Origin of the sequence: Psychrobacter sp. (assembly GCF_049295055.1) — a bacterium.
In the GTDB taxonomy this organism is placed as follows: Bacteria; Pseudomonadota; Gammaproteobacteria; order Pseudomonadales; family Moraxellaceae; genus Psychrobacter.
On record NZ_JBAQQF010000049.1, the window covers coordinates 1 to 18346 of the forward strand.

At 40.3% G+C, this 18346-nt stretch carries 13 protein-coding genes; 10 read left to right on the forward strand and 3 right to left on the reverse strand.

Features of this window, described 5'->3' with window-relative positions; translation table 11 throughout:
- Positions 1-122: 50S ribosomal protein L34 (rpmH, locus tag WAZ74_RS06700; protein ID WP_422307400.1), on the reverse strand; the 122-nt coding region annotated here is incomplete at its 3' end.
- Positions 123-793: 671 nt separating this feature from the next.
- On the opposite strand from rpmH, the gene dnaA reads away from it, so the two are divergent.
- The 7 genes from dnaA to WAZ74_RS06735 all read left to right on the forward strand — a co-directional run bounded on the left by dnaA (position 794) and on the right by WAZ74_RS06735 (position 11471).
- Positions 794-2239 (forward strand): chromosomal replication initiator protein DnaA, encoded by a 1446-nt coding sequence (dnaA, locus tag WAZ74_RS06705; protein WP_422307107.1) that lies wholly within the window; start codon positions 794-796, stop codon positions 2237-2239.
- Between the two features lie 171 nt (positions 2240-2410).
- The gene (gene dnaN, locus WAZ74_RS06710) at positions 2411-3586 is read left to right on the forward strand and encodes a DNA polymerase III subunit beta (protein WP_422307109.1); all 1176 of its coding nucleotides are present in this window, start codon (positions 2411-2413) and stop codon (positions 3584-3586) included.
- A 170-nt stretch (positions 3587-3756) separates the two neighbouring features.
- Positions 3757-4980 carry a DNA replication/repair protein RecF gene (gene recF, locus WAZ74_RS06715; RefSeq protein ID WP_422307111.1) on the forward strand — a complete coding sequence of 408 codons (1224 nt, stop codon included), beginning with the start codon at positions 3757-3759 and terminating at the stop codon, positions 4978-4980.
- A gap of 602 nt (positions 4981-5582) precedes the next feature.
- Positions 5583-8198: a DNA topoisomerase (ATP-hydrolyzing) subunit B gene (gyrB, locus tag WAZ74_RS06720; protein WP_422307113.1), complete on the forward strand. Its 2616-nt coding sequence runs from the start codon at positions 5583-5585 to the stop codon at positions 8196-8198.
- 133 nt (positions 8199-8331) lie between these two features.
- Complete coding sequence (locus WAZ74_RS06725) at positions 8332-9813, forward strand: DUF6880 family protein (RefSeq protein ID WP_422307115.1); 1482 nt, start codon at positions 8332-8334, stop codon at positions 9811-9813.
- A 49-nt stretch (positions 9814-9862) separates the two neighbouring features.
- Positions 9863-10447 (forward strand): manganese efflux pump MntP family protein, encoded by a 585-nt coding sequence (locus tag WAZ74_RS06730; RefSeq protein ID WP_422307117.1) that lies wholly within the window; start codon positions 9863-9865, stop codon positions 10445-10447.
- A 352-nt stretch (positions 10448-10799) separates the two neighbouring features.
- Positions 10800-11471: a trimeric intracellular cation channel family protein gene (locus WAZ74_RS06735; RefSeq protein ID WP_422307119.1), complete on the forward strand. Its 672-nt coding sequence runs from the start codon at positions 10800-10802 to the stop codon at positions 11469-11471.
- A gap of 298 nt (positions 11472-11769) precedes the next feature.
- Here the strand turns inward: WAZ74_RS06735 and rlmF are convergent, their stop codons facing one another.
- Both rlmF and WAZ74_RS06745 read right to left on the reverse strand, forming a co-directional pair.
- Positions 11770-12810, reverse strand: coding sequence for a 23S rRNA (adenine(1618)-N(6))-methyltransferase RlmF (gene rlmF, locus WAZ74_RS06740; RefSeq protein ID WP_422307121.1), 1041 nt, complete (start codon positions 12808-12810; stop codon positions 11770-11772).
- A gap of 65 nt (positions 12811-12875) precedes the next feature.
- A complete protein-coding gene (locus WAZ74_RS06745) occupies positions 12876-13628 on the reverse strand; it encodes a LysE family translocator (RefSeq protein WP_422307123.1) in 753 nt (250 codons plus the stop codon).
- 223 nt (positions 13629-13851) lie between these two features.
- Here WAZ74_RS06745 and WAZ74_RS06750 point away from each other — a divergent pair, with 223 nt between their 5' ends.
- The 3 genes from WAZ74_RS06750 to WAZ74_RS06760 all read left to right on the forward strand — a co-directional run bounded on the left by WAZ74_RS06750 (position 13852) and on the right by WAZ74_RS06760 (position 18255).
- The gene (locus WAZ74_RS06750; protein WP_422307125.1) at positions 13852-14655 is read left to right on the forward strand and encodes a crotonase/enoyl-CoA hydratase family protein; all 804 of its coding nucleotides are present in this window, start codon (positions 13852-13854) and stop codon (positions 14653-14655) included.
- 68 nt (positions 14656-14723) lie between these two features.
- Positions 14724-16880 (forward strand): McrB family protein, encoded by a 2157-nt coding sequence (locus tag WAZ74_RS06755; protein ID WP_422307127.1) that lies wholly within the window; start codon positions 14724-14726, stop codon positions 16878-16880.
- Positions 16861-18255 (forward strand): McrC family protein, encoded by a 1395-nt coding sequence (locus WAZ74_RS06760; RefSeq protein ID WP_422307129.1) that lies wholly within the window; start codon positions 16861-16863, stop codon positions 18253-18255. Before WAZ74_RS06755 ends, WAZ74_RS06760 begins: the two co-directional genes overlap by 20 nt.
- Positions 18256-18346 lie beyond the last annotated feature (91 nt).

The following is an 18346-nucleotide window of genomic DNA, read 5'->3' on the forward strand; positions in this document are numbered from 1 at the left end:
CGATGACGTCCTTTAGCGCGGCGACGAGCTAAGACCTGACGGCCTTTTTTAGTTGCCATACGAGCACGGAAACCGTGAGTACGTTTACGCTTGATCACGCTTGGTTGGAATGTACGTTTCATAACTCACCTATCAAAATAATGGACTAAATTCCTAATGACGGAGAATTATATCATTGCATCGCATTTTGGTCAATAAACTAATTGAGTCTGTTTTTATAGCAAAATATAATTGCTATCCTTTCCTTCCTGTCTCCAAACTTAACTACTGTAAAAGCTAATATTAGTTGCAGCTATATTTTTAGATGACTGTTTGTGAATAGAATTTGTATATAAAATTCTTTTAAATGATTATTTGTTAAATTCAATATAACTGTGATTTCAGACTATTTTTTATAAGTTATCCACAGTTTGAGCCGAATCCTATAATAACTAATTAATTAATATATATAAGTATTGTTGTTATTGGGGGCTATTTTTTCTGTGGCTAAGTCCATTTTAAGCTTTACTATCAAAGCACTAGACTATGGGTAAACCTGTGGATAACCTGTGGGTGAAATCTGGATAACTTGCTACATTAACTTATCCACAAAACTATCCACAGTGTTATCCACAAAAAACAAGGTGTTATCCACAGGGTGTTTGTGTTAGATTAGCCCCCTATCCGATGTGTGATTTTAAGTAACCTTGTAACAGATGTTTTGAGGTAAACATGAACGCTTTATAAGGTATGAATTGACTGATTTTCACAATAAAAAATATTGGTATATTAGACTATAGGGTTATTAATATTCATGATAGATACAGCAAATATTTGGGATAAATGCCTAAACGACTTACGTTATCATGTCAAAGATAACGTGTTTACTATGTGGTTAAGACCGTTGTCAGCTCATCAAGAAGCCAACACTCTGATTATCCTTGCTCCCAATGATTATTTTGTGACATATATCAAAAAAAATCATTTGGATGACATTCAACAGCTTGTTACCAAACATAGTCAGGGCAGTATTGAAGAGGTTATTGTACGTGTTGATAATGCTGGTCGTGATACTGATGATAGTAGTTCGCTACAATCGGGGTCATTATTCTCAGAAGACAACCTCTCCCCTACCCCTGCAAATCATAATTTTGAAACCATTCATCATTACAATGCCAAAGCAGATATCGATGCCAATATGCGTCATGCAGAACTGGTTGAAACGGCTGATGCGAAATCATTAAGTTATCTAAATCCTGATTTTACTTTTGAAACCTTTGTCACAGGTAAATCTAATAATCTAGCTTACAAGGCTTGTTATGAACTTGGTAAACGCCAATCAAAAAGTCGTCACAATCCTTTATTTATATACGGACCTTCTGGTTTGGGAAAAACGCATTTAATGCATTCTGTCGCTCATCGCTATTTAAAAAATAATCAAAGTTTTTATTATTTCACTTCCGAAAAATTTATTAATCAATTAGTTTATTCATTAAGAAATAATAAAATAGAAGATTTTAAAAAGAAAATAAAAAAAGTAGATTTATTAATTGTAGATGATATTCATGTACTAGCTGGAAAGACAAAAAGTAGTAATGAATTTTTAACATTATTTGCAGATTTCACCAGTGGCGATAAACAACTGATTTTGGCATCCGATCGTCATCCATCACAAATGACTGAATTCGACGAACGCTTTAGATCACGTTTTTCTTGGGGCTTGACGGTAGCTGTTGATCCGCCTGAAATCGATACACGAGTACAAATTCTACAGAGAAAAGCCTCCTCTTATGGCATGAGTCTTCCTAAAGAATGTGCATTATTCATTGCACAAAATGTAGTCTCTAATGTGAGACGTCTAGAAGGTGCATTGAACCAAGTATTTGCCAATGCCAATCTAACAGGTGCCCCAATCACACTTGAGATGGTGCAATATGCGCTAAAAGACATCGTTGCCATGCGCGTACAAGCCGTTAATATGGATAATATTCGTAAAGTGGTCGCTGAATATTACGATGTGACCATTAAAGATATGCTGGGACGCAAACGTACGCGTAGTATTGCCAGACCACGCCAAATCGCGATGGCGCTATCACGAGAGTTGACTAGCGAGAGTTTTCCTGAGATTGGACAATCCTTTGGTGGACGCGATCATACGACAGTGATGCATGCTTGTGACAAAGTAAACGAGCTACGAGCAGCAGACTCAGCGTTTGACAAGGACTACAAGACGCTAGCATTGATGTTGCAAGCTGGCTAGAGAAGAGCTAGAGAGCTTTGTTATCATTGTATTTTAGTGGATAGATATGGTTTATAATATCGAAAATAAGCATACACAGACAGCTAATGGATTATCGTCAGTAGGCAAGGTATTATTAGGCCATTATTTTATTTTTTTATAAAAGAATCATTTAAATAAGAGTAACTAAGCATGCAATTATCGATTAATCGAGAGTCGTTACTAAAAGCTATAAACTTGATCGCCAAGGCTGCGGATAAACGCCACAATATGGTTATCTTGGGTAATATCAAGTTGCAATTATCTGAGTCAGAGCTTATTTTGACAGCGTCTGATTTAGAAGTAGAGCTGACATCGACGTTGAAACTGCCTGCCGGTGCTTGTGTTCAAGCAGGTACAACGACATTACCTGCGACAAAGCTAAGAGATATTTGTAAATCATTACCCGCTCAAGCACAAATTAACCTTGCTACTCAAGAAAATGAGCGTTGTCTGCTAACCAGTGGTAAAAGCCGCTTTACTCTAGGGACATTGCCGAGTGAAGATTATCCAAGCTTGGGTAATCCTGAAAATATTACCCCATTAACCATCAATCGTAGCCGTTTGACTGATTTGATTCATAAGACCCAGTTTGCAATGGCGATTCAAGATGTACGCTATTATCTAACGGGCATGCTGTTTGACGTATCGCAGCAGCAGCTAACGACAGTCGCGACTGATGGACATAGATTGGCATTAGCACGTAGCGTTATCGACGTGAGTGCTGATTTGAATATGCAAGCTATCTTGCCACGTAAAGCGGTAATTGAGCTTGAACGTCTAGCTTCTGAGCTAGGCAAGATGCTGGGCGATAAAGACAATTCTGTCACGCTGAGTTTCGGTCGTGAATTTTTGCAAGTCAGTTTGCCGTTTGGTGACGTAGATAGTGCAGGGCAGGTCAGTCAAAATTTGATGGTAACTTTTACCGCGCGTTTAATCGATGGTAAATTCCCTGATTATCGCCGTGTGATGCCGAGTAATACCGATAAGCTTGCCTTATTCAATCAAGAGAAAATGATGGATGTGCTGCGCCGAGTAGCGATTTTGAGTAATGAGAAATCTCGCGGCGTGGTGTTTAATTTTGCCAGCGATGGTATGGTAGAAGTACGCGCCAATAATGCTGAACAAGACGAAGCGGTTGAGATGATACAAGCTAAGTATCAAGGTGAACCAATGGAGCTGTCCTTTAATGCCGCCTACCTACAAGATGTACTGGGTGTCATCCAAGGTGACTTACAAATGCATATGAGCCAATCAAATGCGTCAGTCTTGGTGAATCAGTTAAATGATGAGTTCCATCAGTATGTCATTATGCCAATGCGTATATAGTCTGGCATTTAAAAGTATTGGATGGTTAGGCTTTGGTACTATTTTGAGTGAGCTTTTTAAGGAAGTTTTTAATGATAAAACTTCTTTGTACACTTAAAGTTTAACCTCTTATGTTTAAATTTTAAACAGACTTTTGTTTATTTTAATTTCTATAGGCGGCTGTCGGTACTATGATTGAACGTCTACAAATCTCACATCTGCGTAATCTCACCCACGTCAATCTAGTGTCTGCTGCTTGCAATATCATTATCGGTGCTAATGGTAGTGGAAAAACCTCGTTACTTGAAGGTATATTCTTACTTTCAAGAGGTAAGAGTTTCCGCCATAATCAGCCTAAACGCTATATTCAGCATCATCAAAATTCGGCAACTGTACATGCTAAACTGAGTGATAACGGTACTTTAGCTATCCAAAAGCAAGCAGATGCTACGACGATTTTACGTCTCAATCAAACCACTGTTTATAACCAAAGCATACTAACTGAACAGCTGCCAACATTGCTAATAGACCCATCGACGATGGACATGCTAGAGCAGGGCAGTGCTAGCCGGCGACAGCTATTAGATTGGTTAGTGTTTCACATGAAACAAGGCTTTCATCCGCAATGGGTTGCTTATCAACGCCTTTTAAAACAGCGCAATAGTTTGCTTAAACAGCGACGTCATTTGACTCAAGTTCAGCTCGTTGAGCTAAAATCATGGGATAAAGGACTTAGTAGTCATGCAGCATTGATTCATCATTATCGTGAGTCTATATTTGAAGCGTGGCAGCCCTATTTTTCTGAGAGCATTAGCCAACTATTACCATCCTATGCGCAGCAACTAAATTTAAGCTATCATGCTGGTTATGACACGAGTATCGCGCTCGATATACAGCTTAATGAGCGCTTAGAGCAGGATTTACAGCTTGGTTATACTCGTATTGGTAACCATCGTGCTGATATTCATGTACATTGGCATTCTAAAGGCCCAACAGAGGCAATTGATGCTTTGGGAGATACAGCTAATCAGGTAAATAAAGCGTTAGAAGCCAACTTAAATGTTAAATTACCTGTTTTAAAAGAGCAGGCAGCTAACATATTATCTCGTGGTGAAAAAAAGCTGTTGATTACCGCATTACGCTTATCGCAATTACCATTGCTGCTTAACGCTGAAAATGATATTGACTTAACCATTCAGGGATCTAAGTTAAGAGCCACACCAGTGGTATTGTTAGATGACATTACTGCAGAGTTGGATGATAGGGCGATAGAGATCCTATTATCTACTTTGGCACAGCTGCCTTGTCAGGTGTTTATGACCAGCTTAACAGCTGATATTTTACCTTTGGTACATGAATACTGGTCAGAAGCTAATGTGTTTCATGTGAAACATGGGGATATTTTGCTCGCATAATAGTTTTAATCTTTGTCCCTTATTTTTCTCTTATTTCAACCCTCTACATAAACTCTTTTTTAGGTGTTATTTACCCTAATATTCCCCCTTTATCCTGCCTTTACTGTTTCTGTTCTAAGAAACTTGCTAGTGATGATAAAACTGTCAGTAAACAGTGACTTACAGGCAAAAAAATGCTAAAATACGACTTTGTTTTTGTCCTATTTTCAGCAAGTTATCTAACGGTTTTATATAGATATTGGTTGTCAATTATCAGTCTTTAAGTGCTTGATACCTATACGCTTAATTTCAATCAACTTTGATAGCTTTTTTTGATAGCCTTTAAAGCAAAGTAGAAGTTGATATTAAAGATAACGCGCTAAGTTTAAGTGTTTTTAAAACTATGTTTTCAAAACGATACTTTTAAATTTATGCTGTTAACACGATACTTTTAAATTTATGCTTTTAAATCTATATCGTACCCCATTAAATTTTAGCGAACCATACTAACTAAATACAGACTTTGACCGTAAAAATTTAAGTTTAAGATAACATCATTAAAGTATCACCGTAGTGGTGAGCTGATGATACATAGCTGATTATGGCTAGATTGAGGAATGCACATGAGTGATTCATTACCTACCGACCACCAGCAACTAACGTCAGACAGCGTAGTTGAGACCATTGCCGCCGCTGTCACCCCTGAAGCATCACCCTCTGATTATAGCTCGAAAGATATTCGCGTACTGCGTGGACTAGAAGCGGTGCGCGTGCGTCCTGGTATGTATATCGGTGATACCGATGATGGTACCGGCCTGCATCATATGGTTTTTGAGGTGGTGGACAACTCTATCGATGAAGCGCTTGCGGGTCATTGTGATCAGATTGACATCATTATTCATGAAGATGAATCTGTGAGCGTGATGGACAATGGTCGTGGTGTTCCTGTCGATATTCATCCAGAAGAGGGTGTGTCTGCAGCGCAGGTCATTATGACGGTACTGCATGCTGGTGGTAAGTTTGATGATAACAGCTATAAAGTATCTGGCGGTCTACATGGCGTTGGTGTCTCGGTTGTTAACGCCTTGTCCAAAAAGCTTGAGATGAATATTTGGCGTGAAGGCTATCACTATCATCAGACTTATACCGATGGTGTGCCGGACGGCGATATCCAGCAGATGGAAGCGACAGATCAAACCGGTACGCAAATCCGTTTCTATCCTAGCCATGATGTCTTTACCGGTACTATTTTTGAATATGATATTTTAGCCAAACGTTTACGTGAGCTGTCATTTTTAAACTCGGGTGTACGCATTGTACTAACCGATGAGCGTATTGATAAGCGTCATGAGTTTGAGCATAAAGGTGGCTTGTCTGAATTTGTCAGCTACATTAATGCGGGTAAAGATGGCGTCAATGAAGTATTCCATTTTGTTAGTGAACAAGCGGAAGGCATCAGTGTCGAAGTGGCATTGCAATGGACGGATACTTATAACGAAAAAGTGCTTTGTTTTACCAATAATATCCCGCAGCGCGATGGCGGAACGCATTTATCAGGCTTTCGCTCAGCGTTAACGCGTTGTTTGAATACTTATATGGATCGCGAAAACCTCTTCAAAAAAGAGAAAGTCGTTGCGACTGGTGATGATGCGCGTGAAGGCTTAACCGCTATTGTCTCCGTTAAAGTTCCTGATCCTAAGTTCTCAAGTCAAACTAAAGATAAGCTGGTATCAAGCGAAGTAAAATCTGCGGTCGAATCAGCGATGCACGATAAGTTTAATGATTATCTGCAAGAGAATCCAGGCGCTGGTAAATTGATTGCCGGTAAAATTATCGATGCTGCTCGTGCTCGTGATGCCGCTCGTAAAGCACGTGAGATGACGCGTCGTAAGACCACATTAGATATTGCAGGTTTACCGGGTAAGCTTGCCGATTGCCAAGAAAAAGATCCAGCATTGTCAGAGCTATATATTGTGGAAGGGGACTCTGCTGGCGGTTCAGCCAAGCAAGGTCGTAGCCGTAAAACGCAGGCAATTTTACCGCTGAAAGGTAAAATCCTAAACGTTGAGCGTGCACGTTTCGATAAGATGCTGTCTTCACAAGAAGTGGGTAACCTGATCACTGCGCTTGGTTGCGGTATTGGACCCGATGAATATAATCCTGATAAAGTTCGTTATCATAAAATTATCATCATGACCGATGCGGATGTTGATGGTTCGCATATTCGTACTTTACTATTGACCTTTTTCTTCCGTCAAACGCCTGAGCTGATTGAGCGTGGTTATATTTATATTGCTCAGCCCCCACTTTATAAAGTCAAAAAGGGTCGTCAAGAGCTGTATGTAAAAGATGATGAGGCGCTAAAAGCGTATCTATTGTCATCAACGATTGATAATACTAAGCTACACATCAGTGCTGATGCCCCTGCGATTACTGGGCAAGCGCTTGAAACGCTGCTGAATGATTATAACCAAACGCAGCTCATTAAAGCCCGCTTGCAGATTCGTTATCCAGCTGTGTTGTTAGACGCATTGACGCATACGCCGAAGCTCAGTACGGATATGACCTATGACAAGTCAGCAATGGAAGCTTGGAAAGACACGTTGCAAAGTCAGCTTGAGCACTTCGGTAGCGACTTACACCCTGAGATTGAATTGGTCAATATTCATGCGCCGCAGCCGAAAAATATGGATGCTGCCGCCGCAGATTTATTGGGCATGAAGCCAATAGTAGAAGTCGAAGAAGCCGATATCTCTGATAGTGAAGCGCTATCGACCAAAGCACAGTGGCTACCGCGCATTACCGTTTATGTGCATCAATTGGCTCATCATTATCTGCTTGATGCCAGCTTTATCAACTCAGGCGAATACAACAAACTGCTGCGCTTATCAGCAGAATGGAATACCTTACTTGACGATGATGCCTTTATCCGCCGTGACGCAACGGCAGGCACGACTAAAGATATCCCAGTACGTGATTTTGATTATCTATGGCAACAAATGATGCTTGATGCGCGTCGTGGCCTGGCAATCCAGCGTTATAAAGGGCTGGGTGAGATGAATGCCGATCAGCTTTGGGATACCACAATGGATCCTGAAAATCGTCGTATGCTACGCGTCACTATCGAAGATGCGATCGCTGCTGACCATATGTTTACCTGCTTGATGGGCGATCATGTCGAACCGCGTCGTATCTTTATTGAAGAGAATGCGCTGACGGTCTCTAACTTAGATATCTAGTTTTGAGGTTATAGACCTTGAAGTTATAGTTTCGAGGTTTGAATATAAGTGTTTATTGGTATAAAGTCATCTTGCTCGCAAGGTGACTTTTTTTCATGTGAAACATTACCAGTAAAATAGTGAGGGGAATACTATGCTAAACGCAGAACAAAAGAAGTGTTTATCACAACTATCAAAAACAGCATTAATTGATTTTGTCTCTGATGTATATGATGTAGATAAAATGCTCGATAAAAAAATTGAGCGTCTGCTATTACAATCAGATAAGCCTAAACTCATAAAAAAGTTAACCACTACACTAAAAGGACTTAGAAGACGAAGGAAATTTGTAGATTACTGGGAGTCTAGCGAATTTGCTACTGAGCTTCAGCACTTAGCCAGTGATATAATGGGCCTTTATCCTGAGCAACTACAAGAATGCTTGACGTTACTTGAGTTATTTATAGAGTCTACTAATGCTAGCTTAGGACGTGCTGATGATTCCAACGGTTATATTGGTGATATTTATAGGAGTTTGACTTCATTTTGGCTGACAGTGGCTAGCACTTGCTATGAGCAAGAAAAGCGCGACATACCTGTTGATGAGCGCGATATACTCAGCCATGCTTGGGTAAAGAAAGTAAAAGTGCTGGCTGACGATAATGATTATGGGACTAAAGATAGTTTATTAGAAGATATTGATCAGCTATTATCTGAGCCTGAGATACGTGGATTGATCGCTGATTATCAACAAGAGCGTGAGATTATCCAAACAAAAAAGGCAAATGAAGATGCGTTCACTGAAAGGCAAAATAGCCCTTTAAGCGATGATGTTTTTTCAATTAACTATGAAAAAATGGTAGTTGAGATCACCATAAAAAATCTAACAAGAGCACTAGGTGATGTGGATTTTTTTGAAACGATCTTTTTTGAGATGCAAGAGACTAGACCAGTTCATCCTCGAAGATTAGAAGAGTTGCTAATATTTTTGCTAAATCAAAGAGCTTTTGACAAGGCACTACACTACTTAAATGAAGAGTGGCAAAGCGATGGTTTGATGGATAAAATCAGACGCTTGGATTGGTTGAGTAACCTATACCACATGCAAAAAGATACCGATGCGCTCATGGAAGTGCTAGGCGAGGTGTTTGAGCTACAATCAACCCCTTCGCGGCTAAAAGCTATCATGGCTGCGGCCAGTCCTGCTCAGCAAGATCAGTGGCGAAAAAGAGCTTATGAGCTGGCAAAACAACAAGAAAATGTATTTATGGCGACATCGCTACTGCTAGAGATAGGAGAGATTGAGCTTGCCAATGAGGTCGCAGTTGCCCGTCATTCTCAGTTTGCTGATGTGTATTATACAGCTCTAACAGGCATGTTAAAAGAGTTGCCAGCTGAGACTGATTTACTTCAAGTTATTATTTATCGCACTTTACTTAACGATATTCTAGACAGCTCTCGCAGCAAAGCTTATGGTCACGCGGCTCGCTACTTCAATCGTTTAACAAATCTTGATACGGTTATCAGTAAATCGTCTAAGCCTTACAGTGAACTTGCGACCCATAAAGAATATGTCATTACGCTTAAAGATAAGCATGGTAAAAAGCGTATTTTTTGGGAAAAGGTAAACGATTAGATCGATGTAGCGTTTCACGTGAAACTTATAAAAATATGCGAAAAATACAATGATTGAAGTCTTATTACTTGCCATAGCACCTAAGCCAATGGATGCATTTGCGGTATCCATTGGCTTAGGTGCTAAATCTCAGAAGCAGTCGTCTGCTTATATGCTACGTTTAGCTATCTATACAGCGCTATATTTCGGTATTACACAAGGTGTGATGCCGCTGATCGGTTATTTATTGGGTGCAGTATTAATAGGTTGGTTAGCGACTGCTGCACCATGGATTGGAGGTGGTATCCTTATTGTACTTGGCGCTAAGATGTTATATGAAGCATTGAATGGTGAGATTGAAACAGTATTAGCAGACATTTTCGGTGAAAATATGCAAGAAAAAATCAATCATCGTATAATGTTTACACTCGCTATTGCCACCAGTATTGATGCGATGGCAGCAGGCTTTACCTTAAACTTACTAGCACTTAATGCATGGCTAGCCTGCTTAATCATCACTATTGTCACCGCTGCATTTGGCTTTTTTGGCATCTATTTAGGTAAGTCTTTTGGAACTTGGCTTGAGGATAAAGCTGAGATGCTTGGTGGAGCAGTATTGATAACCATTGGCATAAAAGTTATGCTTTTTAGCTAATTAAGCATAAGTTTTATCACTATAATTAAAAACAACACTCAGGCAGCCAAAATAATATTTGTGTTTCAAGTGAAACTCAACATTATAATTAATTATAATAAGTAAAAAGATACATGAACGGTTGGTTGGTATGTGTAATCATAGCGTTAGTAAACATTGCCTTTGGACTGTTTGGCATTTATTCATGTTGGTTCCGGCACTTGGATATAGGACAAGGCTGAGATTAAACGGCTTGATATTGGAGTGTGTTAAATCTTTGACCCTGGCACTGAAAGTACTGACATAGACTGTTTTTGAGAGTTAATATTCCGATATCGCTTAACAATAATTACAATATTATTGAGACTTGCACATGTTGGCTATAGCATTGAATCCTGCAGCGCTGATCACCACTTTTGATCCGCACTCTTTGATATTTTTTTTTGATATGATTGGCATTGTGGCTTGTAGTATTTCGGGCACAATACTGGCCAAGCATAAAAACTTTGATGTATTCGGCTGCTTGCTAGTATCGATAGTCACAGCTATTGGTGGCGGCACGGTACGCGATGTGATTTTGAATCGTCATCCGCTATTTTGGATGGAGGATATGAGCTACCTTATCGTCATTACGATGTCTTCATTAGTGATGCAAATATTTTTTCATCCCAATTCAAGACGAGTCGATAGGTTCCTCAAACTCTCTGATACCATCGGGCTGTCAGCATTTACCTTAATCGGTATCAAAGTTGCAGATAGTATGGGCAAAAATGTGCCCGTGGCATTACTGTTAGGCGTGATTACCATTGTGGTTGGCGGCATCATTCGCGATATGATCTGTAACGAGATTCCGTTAGTGCTGCAGCAAGAAATTTATATCTCTGCTGCTTTAACGGGTGGTGTTCTTTACTTTGTACTGCAGTATTTGGGTGTGACAGCTTGGGTGACGGATATCTCAGCGATGAGTACGATTTTTACCTTACGTATGCTGGCTATTCGCTACGACTGGCAATTTCCAACTCTCGAATGGAGGTATCAAAAATGACCAACTCTGAATGAAGTGAGAGAGTGTTCTTCCGTTAATTAAGTATCAACTTTATTACTATAATTAAAAAGCACCGCCTTGATTATCAAGGCGGTGCTTTTTTAATAAAGGCTATGTTTCACGTGAAACTGCAACTATGGTATATAGTCAGTTCTAAATAAAACAAATACAAATATTATAATGTGCTACTGGTATCCATTTTTCTTGCTTGCTGTGCCGTTGCTGACAGAGGCTGCGAATAACTAATCTCAGTAGCACTGCATTCTTTTAAAAGTGGATCCACTATATTAACTATTAATTATTCTTCGCCGTCAGTATTAAAGCGCCATGCCAATATACGAGTGCTTTTTTGACCCTGACTCATCTCAATAATACGCATTTGCGCAACACCGAGTTGCGTTAACAATAGCTGCAATGGCTTAATATTTTCAGACTTTGACACTAAGCTAGTAAACCAACCAACATGCTCAGCGAAGTCTTGACTCTCTTTCGCCATTTTGGTCAAAAAAGCAATCTCGCCGCCTTCACTCCACAATTCTTTATGCTGACCACCAAAGTTTAGATTCTGTGCAGCATTGCCAGACTTGGTTGAGCTACGGCTGATTTGTTCATTTTCATTCTTACCGCGATGTCGTTGCAGATTATGTTGCTTACGGCTATTGGCTTCCATCGCTTCTTCTAATGAAGCATGAAATGGAGGGTTGCAAACCACCACATCGAAGTAGTCTTGGCGACCAATGATATTCTTAAAGATAAACTTAGGCTCAGATTGTAGTTTTACTTTAACCGCGCTCTTTAGCTTGGGATTGGTTTCACAAATAAGCGCTGCGGTATTGACCGAAATTGGATCAATATCAGTGGCCGTAAAGCGCCAGCCGTAGCTTTGGCTACCAATAATCGGATAAATCGCGCTGGCACCCGTACCAATATCAAGGGCGTGGATTTCTTTGCCAGTCGGTGGCGTATTGTCTTTATTAACATGAGTCGTTTGCGCAAGCAAGTCAGCGATATAATGAATGTAATCGGCACGTCCCGGAATTGGTGGGCACAAGTAACCTTCTGGAATATCCCAAAACTTGACGCCATAGTAATGAGCCAGTAACGCCTGATTAAGGACGCGTACGGCTGCACTGTCAGAGAAATTAATCGTTGACTCGCCCTTAGGGTTGGTAATGGTATGCTCAGCAAGCTCAGGCAAGGCGCGAGTTAATACCGCAAAGTCATAGCGACCTTGGTGCGGATTGCGCGGATGCAGCTTGCCGAGTTTTTTGGCGGTCTCAGGCGAGCGATTTCGATGATTACTGGCGGTCGGGCGACGGGTCATAGGCTTGCTTGTCATAGTATCGGGCTTTGATATGTGAATATAATGCGCCATTTTAGCAGATTTCATGAGTAACTAATGTCTTATCGGCTACGTAAAATGAGATTTAACCCTAATACTATCATCGCTGACCCTAATACGCGGTCTATCCAATGCTCAAAGCGCTGAAATCGGCGATTGATAGCAGGAATGGAGAGCAACATCACCACGGTGCTAAACCATGCCAGCTGCAAGACCATCATCCATACGCCATAGATTGCTAACTGCCAAAGTGGGATATCTGGTGATAATACGAGAGTGAATATCGCCACAAAATACACGGGCGCTTTTGGATTGAATACATTGCAAAAAAAGCCACGGCGCAGAATAGAAGCGGTCGATTCTGTATCAGTAGGCGGTTTTTTAGTGGAATACTTTTTAGTGGAAATACCTTTATCAGAAAGCGCTGCATGATTGGTAGACGTCGTTTGCTTGGCAAGCGTATCTTGTGAAAAGTTAGCGACTGAATCGATTGCGTCTGCTGCATTTGCTGAGTCTAATGGCTTGTTAGCTTTGGCTTGAATGCCTTGCCACCCTAAATAAATAAGGTAACTGCCGCCTAACCATTTGATTGCGGTCAATAATGGCTGCGAATGGGCGATAACCGTCGCCAGTCCCAGCACGGAATAAATAATGTGAATGGATAAGCCTAAGGTAATACCGACACTACAAATTAAACCCGTGCGTCGACCTTTTGCTAAAGTCTGCTGCGAGACCAATACAAAATCAGGGCCAGGTGAGGCGGCAGCGAGTAGATGAACGCTGGTGATAAGCAAAAAACCGTGCCAAAATTCCATAACGTGCTCTGAGTAATGCTGTCATTTGCATAATAGTTTCACTTATCGCAAACGAGGTCAACTTATATTAATGCTCGCTTTTACTGATACTAACCTTTATGAGTCTGCGCTTTGTTGCTTGTGTTATGGCAGAGGGGTGTCTATATTAAAAGTAAGCTTATGACGACTGACGTTACAATAACCATAATTTTACCATAACCATGATTTTGACAAGGATAAGACCATGACTAAGGAAAGTACTAACAGCACGGACAATCGCATCACTTATAATATTCAACATACTATCTGCCTGATTGGACTCAATCGCGCCGACAAACGCAATGCCTTTGACAGTCATATGATCAAACAACTCTCCGAAGCACTCACCGACTATGAAAATGATTCGAATCTCCGCTGTGCACTTATCTTCGCCCATGGTGAGCACTTCACCGCAGGTCTTGACTTGATTGAGCTACAAGATAAATGGGATAAAGGCGCGTTTGAGTTTGATGACAGCCAAATCGATCCGTGGGGCATTGGCGGCAAACTACGATCTAAACCTATCGTCGTCGCGGTACAAGGCACTTGCTTTACCGCAGGGATTGAGCTGATACTAAATAGTGATGTAGTAATCGCCAGTGATAACTGCAACTTTGCACAAATGGAAGTGCAGCGCGGTATTATGCCGTTCGGCGGCGCAACCGTTCGCTTTGTAGCTGCTGCTGGTTGGCAAAAAGCCATGCCGTATCTATTAACCGGCAAAGTATTTGATGTGCAAACTGCTGATAGACTAAATCTAGTGAGTGAAGTTGTCGCTAACGGCACAGAATATGAGCGTGCAATAACTATAGCAAAAGAGATTTGCAAGGCTGCACCACTTGGTGTGCAAGGATTACTATCTTCAGCGCAAGATGCCAGTCGTAATGGCGCAAGCGCAGCATTGGCTAATATTCATAGCTATCTGCCACCACTATTTCACTCAGAAGATGCTAAAGAGGGTGTGATGGCTATGGTTGAGAGGCGGGCGGCTGAGTTTAAGGGGCATTAGTTTTTCTAGTTTATCTCTTTTATCATCATACAGAACCATCATTAAAATTTTATTAGAAGGATACTGCCTTGCAACAAATCATCGTAAAAGATAGCGACTACAACTGTCCACCACCTATGAATAAGCAAGACTGGATAGAGATACTGTCAGATGACAGCTTTATGTCCAATAATTATAAATTTGCGCTAAGTATCTTTTATTTAGAGCCAGACCATAAAGCCACTTGCAAATATCTGGCAGAAAAATATCATACTCATTCGAACTCAATAAGTGGCTTTGTTACTCAGTTTAGTGCTCGCTTACAAGGTAAGCTAAATCGTTTCAAGGTAGTCAAAGAAGATGGGTCGCCAAACTGGTGGCTGATCACTATGACAGGCAAAAAAGTCGCTGGTGGTTTGTTTGAATGGCGGTTACGTGATGAGCTTATAGAAGCGATGAATAAGCTTGATTACATTCAGAAAAGCTCACTACATATCAACGATCTAGAAGTGTTGATTGACCACATCAACGATGACATTTCAGACTTTAGTATTCGCTTTGTGAAAACAAGGCAACAGTTAGCAGATTTGCAACGCTCTGATAGTGCAAAGCAGTTGTTTATATACGATAGTAAAGATATAGACTGGGCAATAAATGTCGGCGGTTCCGATGAGATACAATATCGTATCTACTTGCGTGAAGGCGTAATCGGCTACGGCTTAGGATTTAATACTCGTTATGTAGAGAATGAAAGAATACCAGATTTTGAGTACATAAAACCCTTCATTGAGGCTTTTATAGCTTTAAAAGACAGCGATGAGATTGCTAAGCTTGCCGATAGAGGTTTCCAGTTCAATAATGATTTTGCAGATATAAGTGATTGTGAGAAAGAAAAAGATTATTTATTTGGTCGTCAAGTACAAATCAATGATGATCATCTTTCTTTAATTGACTACTACAGTATCATCAATGACTTCAAAGGAGCGTTGTTTGAAGCTTATGAAAAGGTTTATGAATTGACTAACAAGATGAGAGTAAACTCAGATACTAATTATACGGTAGAAGAAATTCAACAGCCTATTACTAACCCCTTACTGCAAGAAATTAGCGAGCTACTACTAGCTAACAAAAACCTAATATTGACGGGTGCACCGGGAACGGGTAAAACTTATTTAGCCAAAAAACTAGCTAAGATATGGGGCGCAGAGTGTAAGCTCATTCAGTTTCACCCATCCTATGACTATACTGATTTTGTTGAAGGCTTACGACCTATTCAAAGCGAGGAAGGCGAAGTTGGTTTTGAATTGCGAGATGGTAGTTTTAAAAGTTTTTGTAAAGAAGCGCTGAAATATCAAAAAAACCAACAGCTAAGTAATTTTGATGAGGTCTATCAAAAATTTACCGATGATGTTCTAGAAAATGGTTTACAACTAGTGACTCCTTCTCAAAAAAAACCATTCCGAGTTGAAATTAACTCTCAAAAAAGCTGTATAGCCATTCCTGATACGATAAAACAATCAGAGATGCCTATCACGAAGAATTTTATTCAAACTTATTTTGAAACTGGAGAGGTGATTGACTGGAAGCCTTATTTGATTCCAGTATGCGAATACATACAAGAAAACTATGATTTAAAAATGGCCAATACGGGCGATAAAGATAAGAAGTTTATTCTAATATTGGATGAAATTAACCGCGCCGAAATCTCCAAAGTCTTAGGCGAGCTTTTCTTTTCTATTGACCCTGGATATCGTGGGGAGAGTGGTAGAGTCACTACCCAATATGCCAACCTTCAAACGGAAGAAGATGTATTTAACAAGGGCTTTTATATACCAGATAACGTTTATATTATTGGCACGATGAACAACATTGACCGTAGTGTTGAGTCCTTTGATTTTGCTATGCGTCGACGTTTTGCATGGAAAGAAATCAAATCAGAAGACCGCCTGTCTATGTGGGACGGTCAAATTGACGAATGGTCAGACGAAGCAAAACAGCGCTTAATCGCTTTAAACAAAGCTATCGAATCTGTACAGGGGTTGAGTGCAGCCTATCATGTTGGCCCAGCTTACTTCTTAAAGCTTACCAACTATGACGGTGATTTTGACAAGTTATGGACATACCATTTAGAGTCGCTAATTTTTGAATATCTGCGTGGTTATCCTGATGCTGAGCAACAGCTCCAAGATTTAAAAGACACTTATAATTTAGAATCAAGGTTTGACGATGCTCGTAACGACAGATAATACTTCGTTGGCTTTAGAGTCTAATACGCCAAACGTTAATAAAGCCATAGCCGACTTATCATTACTCGCCAATCAAAGCATTGGTGAGCTGGTACAAGCGCATCCTGATCTATTGATATTCCCTGAGTGCTTTAAAAACAATGAAGATGATATCGCCAGCAACCCTATTTTTGAGTTAAGAATTCAAAACTCTAAGACGGTTTTGGAGACAGGGAATGTCATGGGTTTTATTGGGGTGCAGGATACGCAATTAAAAATCCAATCCCGTTTTGCTCAGGCTTCTGTTGTTGATGGTAACAATCAAGGCAGTGAAGAAGATTATTTTCTACACTATATGCTGCAAAAGGTGTTGTGCGTTAATCTGTTTGATTTAAAACACAGTCGCAACAAGACCAACGTCTTTGATTTTTTGGTGTATTTGCTTCCTTACTTTCTTAAAAAAGCCCTATCTCAAGGTTTATATAAGGAGTATCAAAAGAAAACCTATAACAACAGCAATCTCAAAGGTGCTATCGACATCAAAACACATCTGCAACGAAACTTACCGTTTCGAGGTAACGTCGCCTACCGTGTGCGAGAGCACAGTTTTGATAACCCGATAACTCAGCTTATCCGCCACACCATTGAGCTAATCAAACAAAAACCTAACTTAAAAGATGTCTTGCATAGCGACAGCGAAACATTTAATTTCGTCAATCTAATTGTCCAGCACAGTCCGTCATATCATGCACGAGACAGACATACCGTTATCAATGCTAACCGTAAGCCCTTTGCCCATCCTTACTTTACGGAATATAGTGGCCTGCAAAAAATCTGCCTACAAATTTTGCGTCATGAAGGTCTTAAATACGCTAACAATGACGACAAAGCTCACGGTATCTTGTTCGATGGCGCTTGGCTATGGGAAGAATATCTCAACACGCTACTGCGTCCTATCGGCTACAAGCACCCCACTAATAATAATCGAAAAGGTGGTATTAAAGTTTATGCGCAGAAGTTTTCGGGTAATAACGTGCGTCGTTATCCTGATTTTGTGAAAGACAACCGTATTATTTTGGATGCCAAATATAAGCGTATGAAAGACAATAACATCAAACGCGACGACCTAAACCAAGTACTCTCGTATTTGTTTTTATATCAAGCAAATATTGGTGGTTATATTGCCCCTACAGTAAGTGATAATTTGGCGTTGAATATGGGGGTGCTTAATGGTTTCGGCGGTAGTATTCACAAGTTTAAACTAGCAATACCGCAACAAGTCGCAAGCTACCAAGAGTTTAAAAATACTATTGCTGAGAATGAGATGAAGCTAATTAAGGCTATTAGGGAGCTGTCTTCTGAGCAAAGTTATGATGAGACGTTTGAGATTGTTTAAAGTCTACAATTATATAACAACCCTCTTAAGGCGCGTTTTAGCCCTGACAGTAGCGGCTATCCTGCTTGAATAGGCGTGTTGCGAAGGCTAA

Excerpts from the sequence above, each read along its gene's own strand:
- WAZ74_RS06760 (WP_422307129.1), top strand. The coding sequence starts at position 16,861 with ATGCTCGTAACGACAGATAATACTTCGTTGGCTTTAGAGTCTAATACG.
- gyrB (WP_422307113.1), top strand. The coding sequence starts at position 5,583 with ATGAGTGATTCATTACCTACCGACCACCAGCAACTAACGTCAGACAGC.
- recF (WP_422307111.1), top strand. The coding sequence starts at position 3,757 with ATGATTGAACGTCTACAAATCTCACATCTGCGTAATCTCACCCACGTC.
- WAZ74_RS06725 (WP_422307115.1), top strand. The coding sequence starts at position 8,332 with ATGCTAAACGCAGAACAAAAGAAGTGTTTATCACAACTATCAAAAACA.
- dnaN (WP_422307109.1), top strand. The coding sequence starts at position 2,411 with ATGCAATTATCGATTAATCGAGAGTCGTTACTAAAAGCTATAAACTTG.
- WAZ74_RS06745 (WP_422307123.1), bottom strand. The coding sequence starts at position 13,628 with ATGGAATTTTGGCACGGTTTTTTGCTTATCACCAGCGTTCATCTACTC.
- dnaA (WP_422307107.1), top strand. The coding sequence starts at position 794 with ATGATAGATACAGCAAATATTTGGGATAAATGCCTAAACGACTTACGT.
- WAZ74_RS06750 (WP_422307125.1), top strand. The coding sequence starts at position 13,852 with ATGACTAAGGAAAGTACTAACAGCACGGACAATCGCATCACTTATAAT.
- WAZ74_RS06730 (WP_422307117.1), top strand. The coding sequence starts at position 9,863 with ATGATTGAAGTCTTATTACTTGCCATAGCACCTAAGCCAATGGATGCA.
- rlmF (WP_422307121.1), bottom strand. The coding sequence starts at position 12,810 with ATGACAAGCAAGCCTATGACCCGTCGCCCGACCGCCAGTAATCATCGA.
- WAZ74_RS06735 (WP_422307119.1), top strand. The coding sequence starts at position 10,800 with ATGTTGGCTATAGCATTGAATCCTGCAGCGCTGATCACCACTTTTGAT.